This window comes from Laedolimicola intestinihominis (genome assembly GCF_040096155.1).
Classification (GTDB): Bacteria; Bacillota; Clostridia; order Lachnospirales; family Lachnospiraceae; genus Laedolimicola; species Laedolimicola intestinihominis.
Map to the genome: position 1 here is coordinate 181,960 of NZ_JBBMFE010000005.1, position 22,957 is coordinate 204,916.

The 22,957-nt window shown below is 45.0% G+C and carries 27 protein-coding genes and 1 pseudogene; 24 read left to right on the forward strand and 4 right to left on the reverse strand.

Annotated features, from left to right (window positions below; translation table 11 throughout):
• Positions 1–18: 18 nt before the first annotated feature.
• A complete protein-coding gene (locus WMO29_RS07720; protein ID WP_008395289.1) occupies positions 19–219 on the reverse strand; it encodes a helix-turn-helix transcriptional regulator in 201 nt (66 codons plus the stop codon).
• A 92-nt stretch (positions 220–311) separates the two neighbouring features.
• A complete protein-coding gene (locus tag WMO29_RS07725; protein WP_008395288.1) occupies positions 312–1,046 on the reverse strand; it encodes a helix-turn-helix domain-containing protein in 735 nt (244 codons plus the stop codon).
• A 235-nt stretch (positions 1,047–1,281) separates the two neighbouring features.
• Between WMO29_RS07725 and dinB the strand changes: the two genes are divergently transcribed.
• The 16 genes and pseudogenes from dinB to WMO29_RS07805 form a co-directional block, all read left to right on the forward strand.
• On the forward strand, positions 1,282–2,532 hold the full coding sequence (gene dinB, locus WMO29_RS07730; protein ID WP_349164387.1) for a DNA polymerase IV: 1,251 nt from the start codon (positions 1,282–1,284) through the stop codon (positions 2,530–2,532).
• Between the two features lie 163 nt (positions 2,533–2,695).
• Positions 2,696–2,938 carry a LexA family protein gene (locus WMO29_RS07735; protein ID WP_004611567.1) on the forward strand — a complete coding sequence of 81 codons (243 nt, stop codon included), beginning with the start codon at positions 2,696–2,698 and terminating at the stop codon, positions 2,936–2,938.
• A gap of 5 nt (positions 2,939–2,943) precedes the next feature.
• Positions 2,944–3,198: a hypothetical protein gene (locus tag WMO29_RS07740; RefSeq protein ID WP_055941755.1), complete on the forward strand. Its 255-nt coding sequence runs from the start codon at positions 2,944–2,946 to the stop codon at positions 3,196–3,198.
• A gap of 230 nt (positions 3,199–3,428) precedes the next feature.
• Entirely contained in the window at positions 3,429–3,584 is a 156-nt protein-coding gene (locus tag WMO29_RS07745) for a hypothetical protein (protein WP_156454675.1), read from the forward strand.
• 280 nt (positions 3,585–3,864) lie between these two features.
• A complete protein-coding gene (locus WMO29_RS07750) occupies positions 3,865–4,176 on the forward strand; it encodes a helix-turn-helix domain-containing protein (RefSeq protein ID WP_158617909.1) in 312 nt (103 codons plus the stop codon).
• A gap of 75 nt (positions 4,177–4,251) precedes the next feature.
• Positions 4,252–5,043, forward strand: coding sequence for a helix-turn-helix domain-containing protein (locus WMO29_RS07755; RefSeq protein WP_106492172.1), 792 nt, complete (start codon positions 4,252–4,254; stop codon positions 5,041–5,043).
• A complete protein-coding gene (locus tag WMO29_RS07760; RefSeq protein WP_156335795.1) occupies positions 5,033–5,179 on the forward strand; it encodes a hypothetical protein in 147 nt (48 codons plus the stop codon). The genes WMO29_RS07755 and WMO29_RS07760 overlap by 11 nt, the downstream gene beginning before the upstream one ends.
• 104 nt (positions 5,180–5,283) lie before the next feature.
• Complete coding sequence (locus tag WMO29_RS07765) at positions 5,284–5,637, forward strand: helix-turn-helix domain-containing protein (RefSeq protein ID WP_055941761.1); 354 nt, start codon at positions 5,284–5,286, stop codon at positions 5,635–5,637.
• A gap of 122 nt (positions 5,638–5,759) precedes the next feature.
• The gene (locus WMO29_RS07770; protein ID WP_055941764.1) at positions 5,760–6,167 is read left to right on the forward strand and encodes a recombinase family protein; all 408 of its coding nucleotides are present in this window, start codon (positions 5,760–5,762) and stop codon (positions 6,165–6,167) included.
• A gap of 204 nt (positions 6,168–6,371) precedes the next feature.
• A complete protein-coding gene (locus tag WMO29_RS07775; RefSeq protein ID WP_055941768.1) occupies positions 6,372–6,701 on the forward strand; it encodes a helix-turn-helix domain-containing protein in 330 nt (109 codons plus the stop codon).
• Positions 6,702–6,712: 11 nt separating this feature from the next.
• On the forward strand, positions 6,713–7,081 hold the full coding sequence (locus WMO29_RS07780; RefSeq protein WP_055941769.1) for a recombinase family protein: 369 nt from the start codon (positions 6,713–6,715) through the stop codon (positions 7,079–7,081).
• Positions 7,082–7,084: 3 nt separating this feature from the next.
• Positions 7,085–7,516, forward strand: coding sequence for a type II toxin-antitoxin system PemK/MazF family toxin (locus tag WMO29_RS07785; protein ID WP_055941772.1), 432 nt, complete (start codon positions 7,085–7,087; stop codon positions 7,514–7,516).
• The gene (locus tag WMO29_RS07790) at positions 7,509–7,721 is read left to right on the forward strand and encodes a DUF6462 family protein (RefSeq protein WP_015567913.1); all 213 of its coding nucleotides are present in this window, start codon (positions 7,509–7,511) and stop codon (positions 7,719–7,721) included. Before WMO29_RS07785 ends, WMO29_RS07790 begins: the two co-directional genes overlap by 8 nt.
• 96 nt (positions 7,722–7,817) lie before the next feature.
• Positions 7,818–7,982 (forward strand): DUF6290 family protein, encoded by a 165-nt coding sequence (locus WMO29_RS07795; protein ID WP_227081569.1) that lies wholly within the window; start codon positions 7,818–7,820, stop codon positions 7,980–7,982.
• A gap of 34 nt (positions 7,983–8,016) precedes the next feature.
• Positions 8,017–9,252, forward strand: coding sequence for a site-specific integrase (locus WMO29_RS07800; RefSeq protein WP_055272996.1), 1,236 nt, complete (start codon positions 8,017–8,019; stop codon positions 9,250–9,252).
• Positions 9,253–9,451: 199 nt separating this feature from the next.
• Positions 9,452–9,934: pseudogene (locus WMO29_RS07805) on the forward strand (lysine--tRNA ligase); the annotation flags it as partial.
• Between the two features lie 128 nt (positions 9,935–10,062).
• On the opposite strand, the gene WMO29_RS07810 reads toward WMO29_RS07805, so the two are convergent.
• On the reverse strand, positions 10,063–11,295 hold the full coding sequence (locus tag WMO29_RS07810; RefSeq protein ID WP_006874387.1) for a site-specific integrase: 1,233 nt from the start codon (positions 11,293–11,295) through the stop codon (positions 10,063–10,065).
• Between the two features lie 52 nt (positions 11,296–11,347).
• Positions 11,348–11,548, reverse strand: a complete 201-nt coding sequence (locus tag WMO29_RS07815) for a hypothetical protein (protein ID WP_003501914.1) — start codon at positions 11,546–11,548, stop codon at positions 11,348–11,350.
• Positions 11,549–12,463: 915 nt separating this feature from the next.
• On the opposite strand from WMO29_RS07815, the gene WMO29_RS07820 reads away from it, so the two are divergent.
• The 8 genes from WMO29_RS07820 (at position 12,464) to WMO29_RS07855 (ending at position 22,895) form a co-directional block, all read left to right on the forward strand.
• Positions 12,464–13,531, forward strand: coding sequence for a YqaJ viral recombinase family nuclease (locus tag WMO29_RS07820; RefSeq protein WP_118668484.1), 1,068 nt, complete (start codon positions 12,464–12,466; stop codon positions 13,529–13,531).
• Positions 13,532–13,545: 14 nt separating this feature from the next.
• On the forward strand, positions 13,546–15,819 hold the full coding sequence (recD2, locus tag WMO29_RS07825) for an SF1B family DNA helicase RecD2 (protein ID WP_118668485.1): 2,274 nt from the start codon (positions 13,546–13,548) through the stop codon (positions 15,817–15,819).
• 69 nt (positions 15,820–15,888) lie between these two features.
• The gene (locus WMO29_RS07830) at positions 15,889–17,046 is read left to right on the forward strand and encodes a hypothetical protein (protein WP_118668486.1); all 1,158 of its coding nucleotides are present in this window, start codon (positions 15,889–15,891) and stop codon (positions 17,044–17,046) included.
• A 42-nt stretch (positions 17,047–17,088) separates the two neighbouring features.
• Positions 17,089–18,882, forward strand: a complete 1,794-nt coding sequence (locus WMO29_RS07835) for a YodL domain-containing protein (RefSeq protein ID WP_118668487.1) — start codon at positions 17,089–17,091, stop codon at positions 18,880–18,882.
• Between the two features lie 15 nt (positions 18,883–18,897).
• A complete protein-coding gene (locus WMO29_RS07840) occupies positions 18,898–19,146 on the forward strand; it encodes a hypothetical protein (RefSeq protein ID WP_025529719.1) in 249 nt (82 codons plus the stop codon).
• Between the two features lie 72 nt (positions 19,147–19,218).
• Complete coding sequence (locus WMO29_RS07845) at positions 19,219–20,139, forward strand: PcfK-like family protein (RefSeq protein ID WP_182439116.1); 921 nt, start codon at positions 19,219–19,221, stop codon at positions 20,137–20,139.
• A gap of 25 nt (positions 20,140–20,164) precedes the next feature.
• Entirely contained in the window at positions 20,165–20,707 is a 543-nt protein-coding gene (locus tag WMO29_RS07850) for a DUF7666 domain-containing protein (RefSeq protein ID WP_050624134.1), read from the forward strand.
• 1 nt (position 20,708) lies between these two features.
• On the forward strand, positions 20,709–22,895 hold the full coding sequence (locus WMO29_RS07855) for a PcfJ domain-containing protein (protein WP_118668488.1): 2,187 nt from the start codon (positions 20,709–20,711) through the stop codon (positions 22,893–22,895).
• Positions 22,896–22,957: the final 62 nt, after the last annotated feature.

The following is a 22,957-nucleotide window of genomic DNA, read 5'->3' on the forward strand; positions in this document are numbered from 1 at the left end:
GGGTATCATGTGCCCAGCTCAATCTTCTACATGGAAGACATCTTCCACCATCATATTAAAGTATTTTGAAATCCGCAGCATAAACTCTGCGGATGGGGTGCTTTCCCCACGTTCTATTCGACCGATGGTTTTGGTACAGTATCCGGTAGCTTCAGCAAGTTCATCCTGGTAGATGCCACGCTGCTCACGGATTTCTTTGATATTGTTGACAACCGCCATAAAAATTCCTTCTTTCAGATTCTGATTTCTTAGTGTTAATTATGCAAGAACATGTGTCCAATAAAAAGGACTTGCATTAATTGGCACTGGTCTTATTTGTAACTCTTAGCAATATCAGCAGGATTACATTTTCCGAGAACCTTACCAAATATATCTAAACGATCATCTTCTCCGACGGGGATAGGTGCATACTTTTCATTAAGCGAGATAAGGAAGATTCCGTCTTTATCGTTTTGCAATTTCTTGATGTAGGCTTCTCCGTTTAGAGCGAAGATGCCGATTTCTCCATTAGCAACAGATTCCTGTTGTAATACCCATGCAATCTGACCATCAGAAAACTCAGGCTCCATACTGTCGCCACTGATACGGACACCAAAAGTAGTATCTTCCGGTAAGATAGATTCATCTATACATACAGTCTCTTTTGGTCCGTCTACAAGGAAGTTACCGGTTCCGGCTGATACAGCATTTTCAAAAATATCAATGCTTCGGAATGGAATTATCTTAGCAGTCTGCTTTTCATACATTCCGGATGCGTGGAGCAGATGGATGTAATCCATAGCCTTTTCTCTGCCTTCATCAGTAAGAGAAGAGAGTGGATCTGCAGGATTTACTCCAAAATATGCTTCATACATATTAGTAATACCAAGGATTCTACACACCTTGTAAAATATGGTAACGCTTGGTTCAGCAAGATTTCTTTCCCAGTTAGATATAGCTTTGTAGGAAATGGTAACACCTTCCTTAGCTAATTCATCAGCGAGATCCTGCTGGAGCAAGCCTTTCTTTTTTCTATATGATGAAATGATTTCTCCGATTGAGTACATACATACGCCTCTTTTCTTTCATTTTGTTGATTTCTAATGTCTCTTTTCACTCCATAGTATATAGCAACAGTACCAATTATTCAAGCTAAAAATCCAATATAATGAGAAAAAGGACACATGTGTCCGTTGACAGTCGATTATTCTTAGAGTTATACTATGCCCTGTAAGAAACATTACTCATATACTTGGACTAAAGGTTATGGTAGTGACAGATTAAATGCAGGAGGTGATGAAGATGGAAGACAGGGTAATACTTCATTCAGATATCAACTGTTGTTATGCCTCGATTGAGCATCTGCATCATCCGGAGCTTGCAGGAAAGCCACTGGCAGTAGGCGGTGACCCAGAGGCAAGACATGGGATTGTCTTAACAGCCGACTATATAGCCAAGAAGTACGGTGTGAAAACAGGAATGGCACTCTGGCAGGCAAAACAGGTCTGTCCGGACATAACATTTGTTTCACCAAGAATGGACTTATATCTTCGGTTCTCAAGGATGGCGCATGAGATATATGCAGAATATACGGACAGACAGGAGCCATATGGAATAGATGAGTGCTGGCTTGATGTGACAGGGAGCAGCTCCCTTAAAGGAGATGGATTGCTCATTGCACAGGAAATCAGCAGGAGAATGAAGGCAGAGCTTGGCATCACAGTAAGTGTTGGTGTTTCTTTCAATAAGATATTTGCAAAGCTTGGTTCTGATTATAAGAAGCCTGATGCAATCACAACTATGTATAAGAGTGAGTTTAAGCAGAAGGCTTGGTCACTTCCGGTGGCAGATCTTCTATACGTTGGCAAAAGTACGAACAGAAAGCTTGCATTATTTGGTATCAAAACCATAGGTGATCTTGCAAGGGCTGATGAAGAAGTGCTTAACAGTCACCTAGGAAAGATGGGCAGTATCTTATGGTCGTTTGCTAATGGCTATGATGATTCACCTGTCAAGCTGGAGAATACCCACGCTCCAATCAAATCGGTGGGAAACAGCACAACGACACCAAAGGATTTAGTATGCGATGAGGATGTAAAGATTGTTCTTTATATTCTGGCTGAGAGTGTTGCAGCAAGACTTCGTGAGAATGGATTCCGGTGCAGAGTGGTTGAGATAAGTGTCAGGGATAATGAGCTATTCTCTTTTACCCGTCAGAAAAAGATTGACCATGCAACAAACATCACCGGAGAGATAGCTGCATACGCTTATCAGATATTTAAGGAAAACTATAACTGGAGCAAACCAATCCGCAGTGTTGGTGTCCGAGGTGCAGACCTAGTAACAGACAATTATTGGGAACAGATTGATTTGTTCTCAAGTGTGGAGAAGCGTGAAAAGCAGATGAAGATGGATTCAGCGGTTGATGAGATACGCAGAAGATTTGGATTTTACAGTATCCAGAGGGGACTCATGTACCGGGACAGGATTCTGTCGGCAGTCAATGCAAAAGAAGAACACACGGTACATCCACATGGGTATTTTTCAGGTTAGCAACGAGAAGTGCCAGATAATCAAGGCACAGATGTGTTGTGCTTGCACATAAACATATGGGACTTGGTTATCTGATACGGCGACTGCCGTGAGCGAAATGAAGCGAAGCGGAATTGAGCTGCACTACGAGTAGCGATAGAGTTAAAGAAGAGGGAGGCGGAACATGAGCGAAGCAGCAAGAATTGATCTGGTAGACAGAGCACCATTGACGGAGAAGCAGCAGAATGTGTATGAAAGTATTATGCAATATCAGCGTGTGAATGGTTATGCTCCTACTATCAGGGAGATATGCAAGATGGTAGGGGTGGCATCGACTTCAAGTGTTTATGCACATCTGAAAATATTAGAAGAAAAAGGCTATATAGCAAGGAAGATGGATGCTTCCAGAGCAATAGCAATCTTGTAAGGAAGGTGATTACATTGAGCAATAAGGTATATGTTGATGTACTTGCAGAGTTTTCAAAGGACGGACTGCTCATTCCCAAAGAGATAACATGGGAAGATGGCAGAAAGTATGAGATTACACGAGTAAAAGACAAGCGCAGAGCAGCCAGTACAAGGGCTGGCGGCGTTGGAGAGCGTTATACCTGTGTGGTAAATGGAAAGGAAATATTCCTTTTCTATGAAGATAACAATATGTGGTTTATGGAAAGAGCCGGAGCCTGATGTGATTGTGTGCTGACAGCACAATTCATATCAGTTGGCTTTAGATCAGCAAAGCCGGGGAATGTGCAGACATTCATCGGAACTCCCGGCAAAAGGCTTGCAAAGGTGATTTCCCTTTCCTTTACGAGTACAGAATTGTAGATTGATGATTTTGTATGAATAAGGAGCGAACTGAATTGAACAAAGAGTTAAAAGTTATAGATTTTTATTGTAAGAAGTGCAAAAAGAGTATGAAAGTTTCATACATGGTTACAGGTAACAGAAATTATCCGGTACTGCCGAGAGTAATGATGAAATGTCACCATTGTGGCAGAGTAATGACCTTGAAGAATTTCAAGGAAGGTGAACTGTTAGATAAAGTAGAGCAGGATAAGTATTATATCTGATACATACAGTCAGACATCAGATGGTGCGGCAGATATTTGGTCGCAACAGGACAAGACAATTAAATTAGTGGTCATCATGATATGGGAGACACCTGCAATAAGCGTAAGCTGATGATACGCAAAGGTGCCATCCTAAGGACGCATGAAAAATTAGAAACCAGTTTGAGGACTGGGACTGTTTTTCATGTGTCCTTTTTTATTTGCTGAAAATTACATATCTAGGGAGTTATTGTCCGCCCTCAAACGAGTTAACGGTAACAAGTTTGAAAGGATGGACGATATGAACAAGGAAATAAGAGAATATGATAAGAATGTACAATTTGAAATAGGGCAGAGAATACAGGAAATGCGACTAGACAAAAATATGAAAAGCATTGAGTTGGCAACGGAATTGGGAATAACAAGGAACCAAATGTCACGAATTGAAAATGGTAGAGCAAATTGCACTATTTCGCAGTTGTTTATATTATTACAGATATTAGGAGGTTCTGCGGACTATATTTTATTTGGGAAAAAATATGAGCGTGGAATTAAAATAACGAAAGAACAAAAAGAGGTTTTGATAAATTTGATTAATGCATTTAATGAATGATTATAAAAAACTGTTGCGTAGCTATTGCTTTCACGCAATAGATGTGATATCATCTATTGCATGGAGGTGACGTTCGTGCAACGAAATGAGACAATTAAGAATTTGTTCCCAGGATATTATAGAAAATATGATCAAGATATGGAGACCTTGGCTGATTTGACTAAAAGAGCTAAAGGGGATGAGAGGTCAATTAATGAATTCGCTAGAGTTTGTGGAGTTAGCCCATCTACTATATCTAGGTTGATAAATAAAAAGAATACAACACCAAATAAGGATTCACTTATTAAAGCGATTGCAGATAATGCAGTACCTGAAAGTGGTGTAACATTAGATATGTTATTACAAGCACATGGACTGGAGAAAATAAACGTATATGAAGGAAAGGAAAGAAAATCTGAAAGTGTATTAGAAGATATTGTTATTGATAGATTACTTTGTGATATTACGCAGCTTGGGTATAAATGTGAAATTGAAAAAGAAAAAAATATTATTTATACTACGGAGGCAATTAGATTTAGAGCGGATTTTGTTATCAAAACAGAATTATTAAAAAAGTATGGAATAAAGGAATGGGCTTTTGATGTATATGTTGGACCACATAGACCAGTGATGCAAAAACTTTCTTGGTTTTTCGGCTGTTGTTATGTGAATTCTTTAAGAGATAATGGTACAAAATTAAGTCTTGTGCTTAGCAATAAGGATGAGTTTGATGCTGCCAAAAGAAGACTTGGTACAATTAAAATCCATGATATGATATCAATTATTTTGATAAGTGAAGAAAATTGGGAACTTGAGGAAGAGTTTGTTATACCCACTTATGATAAATTAGATATGCCAACATTGGGAGGTGCAACATATGGAAGATAAAATTCATCTGTTATACCAGCAGATACTCTGCGCAACAAAAAATGGTCATGATGCAGAAGTGCGCAGAGACAAGGATGGAAATTTTGTAGTTTATTCTGTAAAAAAACAGCGGGCAGATAAAATAAAAGTTAAATAATACATCAGCTGAATTGGCAGTTGATAAGGGCAAAAGGGAGCCGATATCGTTCAATATTTGAATGATTGAGGCTCCTTATTTTTTTGTAAGGGAGGTGAAGCAGAGTGATTCAAGAGATAAAAGAATATGATTCTGATACATGTTCTGAAATCGGTATACGCATTCAAGATATACGTGAATCAAGGCATATGAAAGCTATAGAATTGGCAAGCTATCTTGGCATTGGTAAGAACCAGATGTCTCGAATTGAAAGTGGAAAAGCAAATTGTACGATACCACAATTATATTGTATTGCACAAATCTTGGATTGCTCTGCTGATTTTTTGCTGTTTGGAGAAGAACACATGAATTATTCGCCGGAGATGGTGGAATTAGTAAACAATTTAAAAATGGTGACTGGAAGAATAGAGGGAGAAATTAAAAATAGTCTTTTAAAGACTACAAATCAGAAAAGATAGTCTTTAGAGTGGGCGCATAGGTTTTATTAATAGAGTACCATAAACATGTGCTAAGGAACAGCACACCACGAGAGTGGAGGCGCCAAAACTCTCCAATACGAAGACGTAAAGGAGACAGCAAAATGAATAAGAAAAACTTTAATGTAGTAGGAAACAATGAAACAGAGAATCAGGAGCTTGCTAAGGGAATTGCATTTATAAAGTCTCGCAGAGCAGAACTCAATGTAGTCCAGATGGTCGAGAATATGCGTGATCAGGCATTGCCAAATGGAGTAATAATAAATGATGCGTATTGTGATCGCTCAATGACAAGGGACTATGACAGAGAAGCACTGAATGCTTTCTTTGCAACACTTAAAGAGGAAGATTTTGAGGTTGTAGTAGTCAGAAGCCTGAATGATATCACCGATGACATTTATGATCTGGAGGAATTTGTAAAGACCATCACAGATATGGGCATATGGCTCTATTCTCTTGAAGTTGGTCCGGTGCCAATTACTGCATCTCATGCAGAGGACTTTGGATGCTAACGGAGTCCTGCGGGAGAACGATAACAGGAAATCATTCCGGTCGGGACAAACAAGTCCCGGCTGTGAAGGATTGCAGATTTACACAGACTGCATTCGGAACAGTAGTACACGATTCAAGTGGGAAGTGGCTTGGTCAGTATGAGACAGAAGATGCAGCTGTGGAGATGTTAAGAGAAATGGCAAAGGACACTGGAGGATATAGCGATGAAATATGATGGTTATCAAGTTGGAATCGTGATTAAGTCGTTACGAATCCAAAGAAATCTTACAAAAGAAGCTCTTGCAGCGGAGCTTGGCATTAGTGAGTCAACTATCAAAAAGTATGAGAATGGAGAACGTGCATTAAGTATCACAAATCTATTTAAGATAATTGATTATTTCAAGGTAGATGCCAATACAATCCTGAATGTGGCAGAGAGTAAGAAAGAAACTTCAATAGACTCCAGGCTGGAATTAATGGATTGCAGCAAGAGGGCATATTTTCAAAAGATATTTAACGAAATGCTAGATAGTGCAGAGATGCTTGTTTCATAGGAGGTTTAGCTATGAGAAGAAAGAAAAAGACGATTGAATGTATAGAGTATCTGTCAGTAAGTGCACCATTGGATAAAGTGGATCACTTAGAGGACAAGCAAAGTAAATATATTCATGAGTATGTAAAAAATAAAGAATACATGATTGTTGGTACTGAACGCCGACATGGATTTTCACAGAATGATGTGGACAGACAGTGGCATCAGATTGTGGACAAGATTAGAAAAAAGCAGGTAGATGGTGTAATAGTCGCAAACATGAGTGTTATTACAGACAATCTTATTGACGCATTTATAAAAGTAGCGCAAGTTCAGGCTGCCGGAGGAATTATCGTTACAGTAGATGATGGCAGGCTGGCTATGCAGTTAAGGGGGTTTTAGATTATGAAAAAGAATAAGAAACATTATGACAAATATAAAAAGTTTGATGTTGTATATGCTGACTTTGGTCGTAACCCGCATGGAGTACAGGGAGGAATCAGACCTGGAATCGTGGTATCGTGTGATGCAAGTAATCATGGCGGTGCACCTCAGATTTCAGTTGTTCCATTATCATCAAAACTGAAAGATAATCCTGTGCATGTGATAGTTGAGCCTTCAGAAATAAGAGGGTATGCATTGAGCAACAGATCTGATTTTATGCCGGAAGATATTCAGACCTTGAATAAGGGCTGTGTCCGTTTTAAGTCGGGGTATATTCCAGGAGAATCGAAGATTAGGGAAGCTATGGATAGAGCGATGATAATGCAGCTTAATCTGTTACCTGTAGCACGCAAGATGGTATTAGAGGAATTGGAGATGAAACAAAATGGATAACAGAACGAAGAAAACAAATAACAAGAGATTTGTCAGATATCCAGAGGGTGCAGAGATGTACTCGATGAGTTTATCAAAGTTCCAGCAGTTAGCTAAGGATGCGAAAGCATGTTATAAGATGAATAGACTGGTGCTTGTGAACCTTGATATTCTTGATGAATATCTGGAGACATTTCATATAGAAGACGAGGAATTCTACAAATAAATTGAAAAGAATATGAAAGAGTTTGCATTAATATACTTGACTTTATGTCTGACATAAAGTATACTATGTTCAGATGGAGGTGATATATTGGCAAAGATGGGACGACCAAAGGCTGAAAATCCTGCTGATAAGAGGATTACAATCAGACTGAATGGTGAAGAACATGAATTGCTGCTTGAATACACCAAAAATCATAACATGACTATGACGCAAGTAGTTAAAATGGCAGTGTTAGAGAAACTAATGGCTGACCAGAAGTAATGCAGGCTCTTTTCTTTTTGAGAAAGGAGAAAAGATGGCTTGTAGAAAAGATGGTAAAGGAAGAGTATTACGAAAAGGAGAGCATTATCGTAAAACTGATGGCAGGTATTCATATATTTATACTGATCCATTGGGAAAACAAAGGACGATATATGCGAAATCTCTTGTAACACTTAGGCAGAAAGAAGACGAACTTGTTCGTGACCAGATGGACGGGTTAAATGTATATGTTGCTGGAAGTGCAGATGTAAATTTTTTGTTTGATAGATATATTTCTACCAAGACGGAATTGCGAAGCACTACAAAGGCAAATTACTTATATACGTGGGATCATTTTATCAGGGATACGTTCGGAAAGAAAAAGATTAAGGATGTGAAGTATTCTGATGTCTTATTTTTCTATACGGATTTGATTACGAACAAAGGATTGCAGGTAAATACTTTGGAGAGTATCAATACTGTATTGCGACCTACATTTGAGCTGGCAGTACGAGATGATATAATAAGAAGAAATCCTGTAGATGGAGCTTATGCCGAGGTGAAAAAAAGAAATGGTGGCGCTAGAAAGAGTCGAAGAGCACTGACAGTAGAGCAGCAGAGAGAGTTTATTGATTATGTTGCAAAGAATCCGTTTTTCTTCCACTGGTATCCGTTTTTTGTATTTCTGCTTGGAACTGGATGCAGAATCGGGGAGGCAATAGGCATCAGATGGGACGATGTTGATATGAAGAAACGAACAATCAATATTAACCATAGTCTTACTTATTACACAAGATCTGACAATTCATTCAAGTGTGAGTTTAGGGTTTCAGAACCTAAAACAGAAGCAGGAATAAGGACAATTCCAATGATGGGACCGGTGTATGAAGTGCTCAAGTCTGAATACCAGCGTCAGCAGGAAGAAGGTTTTTGTGTTGCAGAGGTTGATGGAATGACAAACTTTATATTTACTAATCGGTTTGGAAATCCACATAATCCGCAGGCAGTAAATCGTGCAATCAAAAGAATCGTTGATACTCATAATGCCGAAGAAGAGGTAGAGGCAAAGAAAAAGAAGAGAGAACCTATAATGTTGCCCAGGTTTTCATGTCACATTTTTAGACACACATTTGCTTCAAGGTTTTGTGAAAACGAAACCAATGTAAAAGTTATTCAAGAAGTAATGGGACATGCTGATGTCAGCACAACCATGAACATTTATGCGGAGGCAAATCCGGAGGTTACTAGAGAGGCTTTGGAGAAACTTGCCAAGAACATGGATGTGTTTTAGAAACAACAGTATAATATAGAAAAGAGTCCTCTGATTTGAGGGCTAGGCAATTGACCAAAAAAATTTAATATGACTAATATATGACCAAAAAAGGCTGCGAATTTGGTTATTTTAGTACAGCTTGCTAAAGAAAATATTGTAATGATTTAAAGAAATACAAATCATCTTACAGACCTTTACAGCAAGAGCGAAAAAGCTCCCGACAATGAAGACCCTGGACCCAAAGAAGGCTGAAAACAAAGCCGAAAAAGCAGCGGTAAATGGTTCTGCAGAGGATGCAACCGTGTCCGCGCCAAGCGTACAGATTGATCTTTCCAAGGTGAAAATCGAGCCGTTGTTTGCAGATGATGTAGACTTTGAGACATTCAGCAAGTCTGATTTCAGAGTGGTTAAGATCGAAGCCTGTGAGGCAGTGCCGAAGTCCAAGAAGCTCCTGAAATTCACACTGAATGACGGAACAGACCGGAAACGCACCATTTTAAGCGGTATTCACGAGTATTACGAGCCGGAAGAGCTGGTTGGTAAGACCTGTGTGGCAATCACAAACCTGCCGCCGAGAAAGATGATGGGTATTGATTCCGAGGGTATGCTGATTTCCGCAGTGTACGAGTATGACGGACGGGAAGGCTTAAATCTTTTGATGCTGGATGACAGTATTCCGGCAGGAGCAAAGCTGTACTAAAGAGGTCATTTACTACAAAAAATCGCGTTACTACAACTTTTCTACAACTTTTGCGCGAGACCCTACGAAACCGGATGAAGCAATATGAAAGGCGGATCTGCTTATAAAATGCAGATTCGCCTTTCTTTTTACATCAGCTTCATGTTCACACTAATGTTTTTTGCCTTCTCCTGCATATTCTCTTGTGTAATATGGGTGTAGATGTCCATTGTAGTAGAGAAATCGGCATGCCCCATGACTTGCTGAATGAATTTAACATCGTTGGTGCTTTCGCAGAGCCGGGTACAGAAGGTGTGCCGCAAGTTGTGAACACTAAAATGAGGGAGCAGATCCGGTTCACGGTCTTCCAGTTCAGCCTGATCCATTTCCTCCATGTTGTAAGTTACGCTGATTCTCTCAATCGCCCGATTGATATTGTGGGCGCTCATGAATGAGCCGGTTCGGTTGCGGAAAACAAAACCGTGAACTCCTCCTAACACCAGTTGATCGTCTGGATACAATGCGTCGATGGTTTCAATCTGGAGGCGAAGCTGCTCGGCCACCTCTGGATAGAGGATAGGGATAATTCGTGTACCGCTCTCAGTTTTGGGAGTGGTAATGTGAAATCCGGCTTTTCCGTCAATGACCCGGTAGATTAAGTTGTGGTTGACCGAGATTGTGTTTTCGCTCAAGTTAATATCGCTTTTGGTAATGCCGGTACATTCTGCTACACGCATTCCTGTTCCAAGGAGCACAGTCATGATGGGGAGCCAATGGCTGTATGTAGGGGACTTGGCAATAAAACGCAGGAAATTCTGCTGTTGCGTTTTAGTGAGTGCGATCCGCCGTTTAGGCTTTGGAGCGCTGCCATCCGTCTTGAGCTTGCGGTAAATGCCCTTGCTGGGATTTTTGCGGATGTAATCGTCGTCCACGGCCATTTCAAGCGTAGGGTGAACAATGGTGTTGATGCTCTCCAGTGAGTTGATAGCAAAGCCGTGTTTCAGCAGTTTGGTATAAAACGCGAGAATATCACTTCTGTGGATTTGTGGCAGAGGCATGTTAGCGAAAGGCTCTTCTTTCACATAGAAGTCCCACAGGTAAAGATAATTTGCTCTGGTAGAGGGCTTCAGTTTGATGTTGTTATTCATGTAGACCTTGAACATATCATTCAGGGTAAGCTTCATGGCTTCCTGAGTACGGATGCCATCATCCTTATCTTTGTTGATCTGCTTTTCTTTGACACGAAGACTTGCGAGATCGGAGTCGTAAAGATATTTCTTTTTAGTGCCTAATTTGTAGACATACATATAGCTGCCATCTGCCCGTTGTGTTTCTCCAGGCCGAAGATTTCGTCCTTTGTTGTCTTTTCTCACTTTTGCCATTACTGGTACCTCCTGATTATAAAAGTGTAGTGCGCCTTACTGGCATGGTTATTTAGCCGGAAATATCATAAAGATATTCTTTGATACGCTGGACACTCCATAGGACACGGGTGTTCATGGTAATGCGTGCATTGGCAAGATCCCCAATCTGTACTGCAGTGTGCCTTCCACAGCACAACAGTTTGCAAAGGGTATCGGTATCAACAGCCAAGCACTGCTCCGGCGGTAGGTCATTCGGTTTTCTTTTCTCCATAATCGTCCTCCTTTTTTCGATTACAATGATCCCTTACGATTTGTAGAAGAAGGTTTTCAACAAAAACAATGAAAACGGTCTTGAGGTCAGGAGGTATTGAAATAACAAAAGAACTCTAATGGGGCCATTTCCTACGCCAGAACGGTTCTGCCGTGTATTTCAGGCTGCTGCTGTGCAGCACTTCGATTATGGGCGCGCTTCTGTGGTCATCGCACACTGTCCAGAATTCCTGTATAACTCCCCATAGAGGTTATGAACTTGTCAAGGTACTAAAAGAGTGTAGGGATCATCCGGTATTACCAAATGATCCGATACATCCTATAAATAGGCAGGGAAGAAAGAACTTCTGCAAAGAGGAAAGAAAATTTAAAGAAAATCCAAAAATCAATATATAGAATATTTGAATTGACAAGCACTATATATTGTGTTAGAATTGCAATGTAATTGATTTTTGTGCGTTGCCCGTCAGGGTACACAGGCTTTAGGGCTTGTGTTGCGGAGTAATGACTGCATTGCACACGCTGTTAATTTTGTACTTGTGTCAGTAGTATCACTGCGCCTTTTCAGGCCGGTATATTGCTGGCTTTTTTTATTTTATGGGATTTACCCACCATTGCGAGAATGACATCGGTTCATAGGCAACTATGGGCGCCAGGCTTTATGCCGTCTGTCATTCTCGCTTTTTTATTGCCTGTAAGCCTGAAAGGGCTTTAAGGATAAATCAAAACTGAGAAAGGCAGGTCATGTACATGAATGTGAAGCAGAAAAGAAAGCAGAATGGTCGGCGGGTCAAGCCGGCACATTCCACGGACTGGAAGATGAAGAGACAGGCAGTATCTTCGCTCCGGCCCCGAAATGTTGCACCAATGGCGAGGGCAGTTATTTTGCCCCGAAGATCACGAAGGGGGATTTGATATGTCCGGCAGCAATAGTGCTGAACGAAAGCGGCATGAACCGCTGGTGCTGGTAGAAACGGCAGATATTTCAGAAGAAGACTGGCTGGATTACCGGCGCCGTGGAATCGGCGGCAGCGATGTATCGGCGATCTTTGGCACTTCTCCATTCCGGACAGCCAGGGATCTGTACTACGACAAACTGAACATAGCGTCAGTGGAAGATGATGAGGGCAACTGGGTTGCCATGGAAATGGGGCATTTGCTGGAGCCTCTGGTAGCAAAGATATTCGAGCGGAAAACCGGATATCGGGTCTACCAAATCAAAAAGATGTTCCAGCACCCACAGTATCCTTGGATGCTGGCTGATGTGGACTACTTTGTGGAACTGCCGGATGGCACCACAGCGATCCTTGAGATCAAGACCACAAACTATAATGCCAGAGATAACTGGTGGATGAATGGGAAGGAGACTGTTCCAGTCTACTATGAATCTCAGGGGCGTCATTATATGGCAGTAACGGATCTTGACCGATGTTTCTTTTGCTGCCTGTATGGTAACAACGAGGAGGAAGTTATTATCCGGGAGGTCAAGCGTGATTTCGAGTATGAGGCTGAGATGGTCTTTTTGGAGCAGTATTTCTGGGAAAACCATGTGCAGCGCCATGTGCCGCCGCCCTATACAGAAAGTGGGGCCTTGATTATTGAGAGCGCACGCAAACACTTTGGCCCGGCAGATAAAAATGCCCCGGCCGTTGCACTCGACCTGGATATGACTGCAAAACTCATGCAGTATTTGCGGCTTCTGGATGAAAAGAAAAATGCAGAGGTGTACTCCAAAGAAATCGACAAGGATATTCAGCGTCTGAAGGCGCTGTTGATTGCGGAAATGGGTACCAGCTGTACTGCAGTCTGTGAGCAGGAGGGAGTGAACTATACGGTTACCTATACCCCTGTTCGCAAGTCCATCATCGACAAGGATAACCTGCTTCGGTTGAAACTGGAGCATCCGGATATTTACGAACAGTTTGTTACAGTATCCGAATCCAGACGGTTCAGTGTTAGAGCCTCGATTATGGAGGCCGCTTAGTGAGGTGAAAAAGGATGAATTGTATTGGTACCTACGACGGGACGATTTTTTATAATCCTGCCAATAAGTTTTGTATCGTCAGTGTAAAAACCGCAGACCAGAGCGTGCCAGCTGAGGCCAGGTCAAACAGGCGGTACAAAGACCATTTGATCCGCTTTACAGCTGTGGGGTATGAGATTCCACGGACAGATGCGGTAGAGTTGGAACTGGATGGGGAATGGGCAAAAGGCAAGTATGGTGTCCAGCTCCAGGTGGAGCAGTGGCGTGAAATTGTGCCCAGAACAAAAAACGGCGTAGAGGGCTATCTTGCCTCCGGGCTTATCAAAGGGATTGGTCCCAAAACCGCCGCAGACATTGTGGAGCGGTTCGGTGTGGACACACTGGATATTCTGGAACACCAGCCGGAGCGGCTGTTGGAGATCCGGGGCATTACGGAAAATAAATTGGAGGACATCAAAGCTTCTTATGCAGAAAACCGTATGCTCCAAGGAATTATGACCTTGCTGGCACCGTTTAAGATTACTCCCAAGACGGCATTGAAAATATATCAATATTTCGGCCCGACCAGCGTAGAGATTTTGGAAAAGAGCCCATTTGAGCTTTGCCAGATCTCCGGCTTTGGATTTCGGCGGGTAGATGCAATCGTACAAAAGAGCGGGGGCAATCTCCATGACCCTATGCGTATCAAAGGGGCTGTCTTTTGTGCGCTGGATGAGGGCAAGAGTAAACGAGGCCATCTGTACATCAGTTCTGAAGAACTGGAGAAATCAGCGCTGAAACTGCTCAATGAGAAGATACCTGTACCGGAGCTTCGCCTGCATCAGCAGGAAGTCAGGGATATGATGCAGGAAATGATCCTGAATGGAGCAATCGTTTCCGTGAAGGATAATATCTATCTTCCCAGAGTGTTTGCCCAAGAGGACGAAACGGCGCGCCGGATCGCCCAGCGTCTGGTCGCCCAGATGCCAGTAGAGCATATTGCGCCGGTACTGGAACAGGTCAAGGTTGAAATGGGACTGCGCTTGTCTGCACAGCAGGAGGCTGCGGTCTATGCAGCATTTAGGCATGGCTTGTCAGTGATTACGGGTTCTCCTGGTACTGGTAAAACAACAGTGCTGCGGACGATACTTGAGGTTTACCGGCGGCTGTACCCTGATGGCAAAATTGCTCTTATGGCACCTACCGGTCGGGCAAGCCGCAGGATGTCGGAGAGTACCGGCTTTGAGGATGCCCGAACATTACACAGTGGTCTGGGACTGACCAGTGAAGAGGATGAGGGTAGCCGGAACAGAAAGTCAGAGCCACTGTCGGCCGATTTAATCATTGTGGATGAGTTTTCCATGGTGGATATGTGGCTTGCTGAGAAATTTTTTGAACGCATGAAGATAAATGCCAGAATCGTGCTGGTAGGCGACCCAGATCAGCTTCCGAGCGTAGGAGCCGGAAATGTGTTTCGTGAAATCATCGAAACCAAAATCGTCCCAGTAACGGTGCTGGATCAGATTTTCCGTCAGTCGAAGGATAGTCTGATTGCCTATAATGCCAAATTTATCAACGAGGGCAATACCAAACTGTTTTACGGACCGGACTTTGTTTTCGTGTCTGGTGATAGTCAGGAAGACACCGCTGAAAAGATTACAGAACGGTATTGTTTGGAGATACAGGAGAGTGGCATTGAGAATGTGCAGATTCTTTCACCTTTCCGTTCAGAAGGCGCCGCGTCGTCGGAACAGCTGAATGAGACCATTCGTGAATTGGTCAACCCATTCCGCTCTGCGGAGGAGGAAATCAAGTTTGGCCCCAAGATATTCCGGATCAATGACCGCATCATGCAGACCAAGAACACAGAAAAGGTATCTAATGGTGATTTGGGTTTCATCCGGTATATTAAGGACACTGACCAGGGCAAAAAGATCGGCATGGATTTTGGTGCTGGCAGGACGCTGGAATATGGCGTAGATGATTTGAGCAATGTGGATCTGGCTTATGCTACTACGATCCACAAGGCTATGGGCTCTGAGTATGAAACAGTCATTATGCCGCTGCTCAAAGCGCACACTATCATGATGTATCGTAATCTGCTCTACACTGGAATCACGCGCGCTAAAAAGCGGGTGGTGCTGATTGGGCAGAAACAGGTATTGTTTATGGCAATCCATCGTAATGAGATTGGAAAGCGAAATACGCTGCTGGGTATGCGTATCCAGATGTATTTCAAAGCCTACGCAAAGAAAGCCGGTATCCCCATTCCAGCTGCATTGGAAGAACAATTGAAGAACGCAAGTTAAAAAAGAGAGGTCAGATGCAGAAATAGCACTTGGCGTCTCCTATTTTTATGTCAGAAAGGAGTTTCCAACATGAACGAAAAAAGTAATCCGATGCCTATGATGTACAAAACAATTCCGGCAGTGGCAGAACTGAACAAGGTGCCGGGCTTTGACCCGCTCAAATTTCTGCGCCATAAGGTGTCCAGAAAGACAAATGAGGAAATGCTGCAGTTGGAATTGCCTTATCAGAAACTGTGGTTCCGTCTGCGCCACCCCCAGGGCCGCATGAAACTGACTACCCTGCGGATCACGGAACAGCTTGCGATTATGGAGGCCAGAGTCTATCTGGACCGCAGTGATGCAGAGCCCATTAGCAGTTACATCTCGCAGCACAGTGCGGAAGAAGGTACCGACTATGTGCAGGCTGCCCAGGATGAGGCATTGAGTGCTGCGCTGTCGGATGCCGGTTTTGGTCTGCAGTTTGCCGATGTTGCTGTTGACAGTACGGGCAAGGTGTTTGGAAGCAGTATTCCGCTTTCCGGGACAGCTCATATCCAGCAACCGATGCCAAATGCGGCGCAGAGGCCCGTAGAAGCCCCTGGAGCGGCGCTGCGGCAATCTGGTGGGGAAGTTCATGCCCAGCTGGAGAGAACGCCTCAGAACGCCGTAGAGCGCCGTAATGCGCCTGCTCGTCCGGCGCCTATTCAGAAACCTGCGGCAAAGCCGGTTCAGAATGAACAGTCCCCGGTTTCTCCGGTACAGCCCACTGTCCAGCAGATGGCTGCAGAAGAGAAGGAGAATATGGATACACTGCCTGCCGGCAAGGTAGAGGAGAATGCTCCCAATATGGAGCTGCCGGTACCGAGCCGCGAGGTTACATTGGATAGCAGTCCAAAACAGGATGATGCGTCTGAGCAGCCGGCCGCCTCCGTATTCCAATCGGATGAACCGGAAGAACTGCCTGTGGCGCCTGTTGTCCAACAGGAAGCACCCGATCAGCCTGTGGCGCCTTCTTATACGGAGAGCACTCCGGTAGAAGACATCTTGAAGGTAATGACCTTTGAAGAAGCGCAGAATGTGGTGGTGGATAGCGGTCTGAGCAAAGGAAAGACCATGGCAACAGTTGCCAAGGAGCGTCCGGTGAGTCTGAAATTCTACCTCACCCCAGGCAACAAGAGCACCAACAATATCGTTCGTGCTGCGGCGCAGATCATGCTCGATGGTATGGCCGCACAGAAAGCCGGATGATAAGCAGCCCCATCTATGGGGCCAAGAAGGGAGGGAGAACAGATGGACTCATATCCAGGAGATTTTCCGTTCGGTATTATGGATGTAGTGGAACTTCTACATCTACGAATCAGACGCCGACAGGCAAACAGTGTATATGTGGATTGCCCGTTTTGTGGTGACCGCCGCGGCAAGATGAATGTGAATTTCGTCAAAAATGTCTGGCGGTGCAATTATTGTGATGAGCATGGCGGTATGCTTGCGCTTTATGCGCGGCTAAACAATACGACTACATCCGATGCGTATTGGGAGATAGGAGAAGCCCTGTGCAACGATTTTCACAGGGAACGGCCGAACTCTGGATATGAGATGGCAGGAAACCAGCAGGCTGGCACTGGGTCCCCGGTTTCGGGGACTCAGACCGACCTTGCCGGATATGAGAGGAGGGGCGAACTAAAAACAGTGCAGCAAGCAGAACGGGCCAGCGGACAGGAAATTCATCAAACGCTTTCGCTGCTGCTCGCTATGCTGCCTCTTCAGCCTGCCCACCGCAACCATCTGCACTCCCCAAAACGGGGACTGTCGGATGAACAGATCGACCGGATTGGGTTCAAGAGCACTCCACCCCCTTTCCTTTGCCGCTCCATTACCGAGCGGCTGATGAAACAGGGATGCAAGGTGGAGGGGGTGCCCGGCTTTTATCTGGATGACAGCGGGCGCTGGACCATGAACTTCTACCGAAAAAACGCAGGGATTTTGATTCCAGCTGTGGGATACGACGGTATGATACATGGCCTGCAGATACTTTTGGATAGTCCGCTCAAGCAAAAAGATGATCCACCGGATAAGTCAGGAGCCAAATACATCTGGTTTTCGTCCTCGTCCAAAAATATGGGTGTCACATCCGGGAGCCCGGTACATTTTATCGGCAATCCATCTGCTCGGGTGGTCTATGTCATTGAGGGATTGCTGAAAGCAGACATCTCACACTGCCTGACAAACCGGACTTTTGCGGCGATTGCCGGCGCAAACAACACAAGCCAGTTGGATACGCTGTTTGCACTGTTGGCACAGAATGGCACTGAGGAGATCATTGAGGCTCATGATATGGATAAGTACAGTAACCAAATGACCTCTAATGGGGCATCTAAGATCTATCTGATGGCCCGAAAAAATGGAATGGCATGTCGTCGGCTGACCTGGAATCCGAATTATAAAGGGTTTGATGATTGGCAGCTTGCCCTTCGGGAGAAAGAACAGAGGGAAAAGGAGGTGCAGAGAATGAATTTTAAGCAGCAATATCTGTGCGGTAAGTGTGATTTTACTTATATAGATGGCTGCGTCGAGCTTTGGCACACCAGAGCGGAGAAAGATTTGGACCTGACAGAGTATCTGGGGCTGACAAAGGAAGAGTATCAGATATTTCTTGCTCAGGGCAATCAGGTGCTGAAGGATCTTCTGGACAGCCAGAGAGTTTTCCGGAGGTTTTGCATTTACCAGCTTTGCCTGGGTGAGACACAGACGGTACCTTTCGCGTTCAAGCAACTGGATGCACTGCGTAAGGCTGGATATGAACAGCCGCCTGCTGCCGCCTATCAGACGGTATGGAGCGCAGAGGTCTGTTGCCCAAAGGGGCAGAATGACATGGAAGTGCTGGGGCGCCTGTTCCTGGACTTTAATGAGCATTTGCCGGAAGATTACAGAGGCCGTCCGTTGGCTCCATCTGATGTGGTGGAACTGGACTGCCAAGGCAAACGCACATACTTCTATGTGAATGACTGCCGGGATTTTGCGCCGGTACGCTTCTCCCCATTCTTGTGTAAAAGACTTCCGGAGCCTGCTCAAAAACAGGAATGAAGGGATAGGGGTCAGATGCGTATTGCAGAAAAGAAGAAAAGCCAGATTACAGCACTGTATGAGCAGTGCTCCAATCTTCCGGCAGATGTCAGAAGTTGTCTGGAGAATGGCTACTTTACCGTAACGGTACCTCCACCCTGGAACATGAGCAATCAAAAGACTGCGCAGGAGGTGCAGGACAAAATCAAGGAATGGTCAAGGCAGTATACTGGCGTGGTCTGCTACTGTTTTGACAGCTTCAGCACACTTTTATATGTGCTGTGAGCAACACACAATGGCATGGAAAGGGTCATAACGGCCTACTCCATGCCATTTTTTGCGAAAGGAGATTTTACAATGGGTGTTTTTTCAGAAATAGCAATGGAGCAGCAAAACAGTATGTTCGATTCGTCTGCAGCCTTTGAGGATGATGAAGCCTTTGAGCTGGAGGAGATGGAATCTTTGCCTGTGCCGCCTGTAGGTACAGACACTGTCCCAGTATCGGCGGCTTCGGTTTCTGCCGGTGAGACTGCTTTGGCTGATGCAGAGGAGGAACCTGCGGATGAAGTAGCGCCTGCTGGGGAAGAGAAGTCTGCTGAGGAGGGGAATTCGGCACAACCGCCCGCCGCAGAAGATGAAGAAAAAAAGCGTGCGGAGCATGAGGCGGCTGAAGCCCAGCGCAAAGCGGAATTTGACGCCAAACAGCAGGCGAAGAAAGCCGCGGAGCAGGAGCAAATCGCCCGTCTGGAAGCGATGAGTGATGAAGAAGTAATCGCGGCCTCTACCCAGAGGGTGAGTACCGATGTAGAAAAACTGACACGGCGAAATATGAAGGAATGTGTGTCCGAGCATATCCAGATGCTCTGTATGGAAGATACGGCGTTTGCCCGTCTGACGATGCATCCGAAAAAGAACATGATCCGCTGTTTCCAGTACATCAACCGAAAGGCATGGGATTATGTGCAGGATGAACTAAAAGCAAGCGGAACCCGCCCTGGTCCCGGACAGCAGACATATGGCTGCGATGTGCCGGATGATATGTGCTATCAGTGGGCGGAAGATTATTTCCGTGACCCTGATGCCAAGGAAGACCATGAGGATGAGGAGAAGTTTGTTCCCAAGCCGTATGCTGGGAAGTCCTCTGCAAAGAGCAAACCCAAGAAGGCGGCAGAGAAGAAAAAGACGGAACCCAAGGCGGCACCCAAGCAGGAGGAAAAAAAGCCTTCTCAGGATGGGCAGATGTCGCTGCTGGATTTTGGGATGGCAAAGGCAGGCTGAGCCGGCAAAGGAGGAAAAATGCAGAATGATTGCTTATAAGGGTTTTCGCCCCGGGCTGATATGCCGTGGCTATCAGTTTGTGATGGGGCTCAATACGACTGAAAAAGCAAATTGCAGGGAAAATGGATTTCACTGTGCGGAAAATCCGCTCGACTGCCTTAGCTATTATTCCAGCCTGGAGCATTCGGAATATTATATTGTCAACGCCGGCGGCGACATCGATGAAGATGAGCATGACTCCAAAATCGCCTGTACGGAGTTGACTGTGATTAAGCGGCTAACCAAAGAGGAGCTGTTTTTACATGGTTTGGCCTACATGGTAGATCACCCGCGCAGGGTGTGGAGTTCCCATGTGGCAGCCAACCGGGCAATGGCGAACTGCGGTTATGCGGTGGTACGGGGGAAAGACCCCGTTGCCACCGGCAGACTGGGAGACATCCTTGCTTTTGCGAAGGAAGCGCCGGATTCGGAAAGTATCGTACAGGTTGCTGTAGGACAAATTGATGGTGTCACATTACTGCCGGATGTGTGGTATGGCGTGGATTTGACAAGAAGGACGGTGAATTGAGATGAAAAAAAGAGCCCTGATGGCACTTCCCAAGCTGACAGCGACGGATGAGATGAAGCAGATCGCGGCGTCAGACTTGCCAAGAAAAGAAAAAATCGCCTACGGATATGTTCAGGAGGTTTGTGAGTATTATGTTTACCTGAGATGCATCACGCAGGATGGGATATTGAAGGTGGCTTTCTTTTTCCCAGAGCATCTTCGCATAGACGGGAATAGCCCAGCTTACGAAGTGTATCTGGATAAAGAAAAGCGGCAATTTATTACTTATAATAGCCTGAACCAGAAATGGTGTGAGGCCAAACTGGACAGATTGGACTGGAAGCGCCGATACTGGTATACCAAAGCCTACTGGGTCAGCGAGGAAGATGAGACATCTATACAGGCATATCTGAACATCAATAAAAAAGCGGTAGAGGCAATCCGGCAGTTTCAGCGGAATGTGCGTGAGGAACAGCTCGAACAGCGGCACCGGCGGGAAACTGATCCATGGGATAAGGATATGGAACAGGTGCCGGAGCTTCCCAAGGACTGGAACCGCTGGGTGGATAAGGTTGCCATCCGGCAAAATTACATTTACTACCACTACAAAAAGGGCGGCGCCAAAACAGGTTACTGTACCTACTGCGAAAAGGAAGTGCCGATCAAGGTGCATCCCCATCACAATCAACAAGGCCGCTGTAGCTGCTGCCGACATCCGGTGGTATTCAAAGCCTATGGACGAGCGGGGTATATGCAGACAGAAAAACATTTTGCCTACCTAATCCAGCGATGCAAAGACGGTTTTGTAGTTCGTGAATTTCAGGCTGACCGGACATATGGGAAAGAAAGCCTTCCAAACTCCAAGCTTTATTGTCAGGAAATCCGGCGCACGATTTATGACCGGGAAAGAAAACCAAGAACCTACTATTGGGGTCTGTATAAACAGCGAAATATGCGCTGGATTTCCGGAAGCCCCTGTTCTTATAGTTGGTCTGGTTCACATGATGGACGGGTCTATGGAAAAACGCTGCCAACTCTGGAACAGAAGGAACTTCGATGCACAGGGCTGGTCAACTGGATTCGGAAGCAGAAAAGTGTTGACCCGGAAAAATATCTGGCAGTGCTTGAACGGATACCGCAAATGGAGCAGATCAGCAAGGTGAACCTGCCGAAGCTTACCAAGGAATGTTTCAGTTCCTGCGGAACAGTCAGTGAACTAATCAAAAACCATAGTGCCGGGAGTCTGATTAAAGCTCTGGGCCTTGACAGCAGGAGGTTTCAGCGACTTCGGCTCCATAATGGAGGCTGTGATCTGCTGCGGTGGCTGCAATATGAAAAGGGCACCGACAGGGAAATCCCAGATAATGTCCTTTTGTGGATGTGTCAGCAGAACATTAGCCCCAGGGATGTCCAGTTCATTGCTGACCGCATGAGCATGGTGCAGGTCTATAACTATGTACGGCGTCAGATGCCATCCTTCCGGAGAAACAGCCATGAGGTATTGCGTACCTGGGAGGATTATCTTTCCATGGCAAAGAAATTGCACATGGATGTATATGATGAGATCGTATATCGCACCAGAAAACTGCGGCGGCGCCACGATGATCTGGTGCTCAAATGCCAGGAGAAGGATATTGAACTGCAGGCCGAGGAGATGGAGGAGAAATTCCCCCATGTTAATGCTATCTGTCAGGAAATCAAAGCGAAATATGAGTACGCCGATGCGGATTACATGGTAGTGGTGCCAGACGGTATTCTGGACATTATTACCGAGGGGCGTGCGCTCCATCACTGTGCAGGCAGCAGTGACCGCTACTGGGACCGGATTGAGCGGCGAGAAAGCTTTGTGATGTTTCTGCGTAAAACGGCTGATCCTTTCCATGCCTATTACACGCTGGAAGTGGAGCCAGATGGAACAGTGCGGCAGAAACGGACGGAATATGACCGGCAGAAGAAGGACATTGAGCAGGCGACCGAGTTTCTGCAGAAGTGGCAGCGGGTGATTACTGCCAGGCTGACAGAAAGCGACAAGGCGCTGGCTGCGGAAAGCAGGATTCTTCGTGAGAAGGAGTTTATCCAGTTGAAGAAGGATCGGGTCATCATTCATACCGGCCATTTGGCAGGAAGGCTTTTGGCGGATGTGCTGATGGCTGACCTGATGGAAAACACGGATAGCATCCAGTCTCCGGCATTGGCTGCTGCAGCGTGACAAAATGAGAATGGCCGGGCGTCCTTGAGGGCGTCCGGTCATTGATGAAGAAGGAAGGAGCA

Excerpts from the sequence above, each read along its gene's own strand:
- WMO29_RS07750 (WP_158617909.1), top strand. The coding sequence starts at position 3,865 with ATGAACAAGGAAATAAGAGAATATGATAAGAATGTACAATTTGAAATA.
- WMO29_RS07800 (WP_055272996.1), top strand. The coding sequence starts at position 8,017 with ATGGCTTGTAGAAAAGATGGTAAAGGAAGAGTATTACGAAAAGGAGAG.
- WMO29_RS07720 (WP_008395289.1), bottom strand. The coding sequence starts at position 219 with ATGGCGGTTGTCAACAATATCAAAGAAATCCGTGAGCAGCGTGGCATC.
- WMO29_RS07770 (WP_055941764.1), top strand. The coding sequence starts at position 5,760 with ATGAATAAGAAAAACTTTAATGTAGTAGGAAACAATGAAACAGAGAAT.
- WMO29_RS07855 (WP_118668488.1), top strand. The coding sequence starts at position 20,709 with ATGAAAAAAAGAGCCCTGATGGCACTTCCCAAGCTGACAGCGACGGAT.
- WMO29_RS07760 (WP_156335795.1), top strand. The coding sequence starts at position 5,033 with ATGGAAGATAAAATTCATCTGTTATACCAGCAGATACTCTGCGCAACA.
- WMO29_RS07785 (WP_055941772.1), top strand. The coding sequence starts at position 7,085 with ATGAAAAAGAATAAGAAACATTATGACAAATATAAAAAGTTTGATGTT.
- WMO29_RS07775 (WP_055941768.1), top strand. The coding sequence starts at position 6,372 with ATGAAATATGATGGTTATCAAGTTGGAATCGTGATTAAGTCGTTACGA.
- WMO29_RS07815 (WP_003501914.1), bottom strand. The coding sequence starts at position 11,548 with ATGGAGAAAAGAAAACCGAATGACCTACCGCCGGAGCAGTGCTTGGCT.
- WMO29_RS07835 (WP_118668487.1), top strand. The coding sequence starts at position 17,089 with ATGGACTCATATCCAGGAGATTTTCCGTTCGGTATTATGGATGTAGTG.
- WMO29_RS07735 (WP_004611567.1), top strand. The coding sequence starts at position 2,696 with ATGAGCGAAGCAGCAAGAATTGATCTGGTAGACAGAGCACCATTGACG.
- WMO29_RS07790 (WP_015567913.1), top strand. The coding sequence starts at position 7,509 with ATGGATAACAGAACGAAGAAAACAAATAACAAGAGATTTGTCAGATAT.
- WMO29_RS07725 (WP_008395288.1), bottom strand. The coding sequence starts at position 1,046 with ATGTACTCAATCGGAGAAATCATTTCATCATATAGAAAAAAGAAAGGC.
- WMO29_RS07845 (WP_182439116.1), top strand. The coding sequence starts at position 19,219 with ATGGGTGTTTTTTCAGAAATAGCAATGGAGCAGCAAAACAGTATGTTC.
- WMO29_RS07745 (WP_156454675.1), top strand. The coding sequence starts at position 3,429 with ATGAAAGTTTCATACATGGTTACAGGTAACAGAAATTATCCGGTACTG.
- WMO29_RS07810 (WP_006874387.1), bottom strand. The coding sequence starts at position 11,295 with ATGGCAAAAGTGAGAAAAGACAACAAAGGACGAAATCTTCGGCCTGGA.
- WMO29_RS07850 (WP_050624134.1), top strand. The coding sequence starts at position 20,165 with ATGATTGCTTATAAGGGTTTTCGCCCCGGGCTGATATGCCGTGGCTAT.
- WMO29_RS07830 (WP_118668486.1), top strand. The coding sequence starts at position 15,889 with ATGAACGAAAAAAGTAATCCGATGCCTATGATGTACAAAACAATTCCG.
- WMO29_RS07780 (WP_055941769.1), top strand. The coding sequence starts at position 6,713 with ATGAGAAGAAAGAAAAAGACGATTGAATGTATAGAGTATCTGTCAGTA.
- WMO29_RS07840 (WP_025529719.1), top strand. The coding sequence starts at position 18,898 with ATGCGTATTGCAGAAAAGAAGAAAAGCCAGATTACAGCACTGTATGAG.
- WMO29_RS07795 (WP_227081569.1), top strand. The coding sequence starts at position 7,818 with ATGGGACGACCAAAGGCTGAAAATCCTGCTGATAAGAGGATTACAATC.
- WMO29_RS07820 (WP_118668484.1), top strand. The coding sequence starts at position 12,464 with ATGTCCGGCAGCAATAGTGCTGAACGAAAGCGGCATGAACCGCTGGTG.
- dinB (WP_349164387.1), top strand. The coding sequence starts at position 1,282 with ATGGAAGACAGGGTAATACTTCATTCAGATATCAACTGTTGTTATGCC.
- recD2 (WP_118668485.1), top strand. The coding sequence starts at position 13,546 with ATGAATTGTATTGGTACCTACGACGGGACGATTTTTTATAATCCTGCC.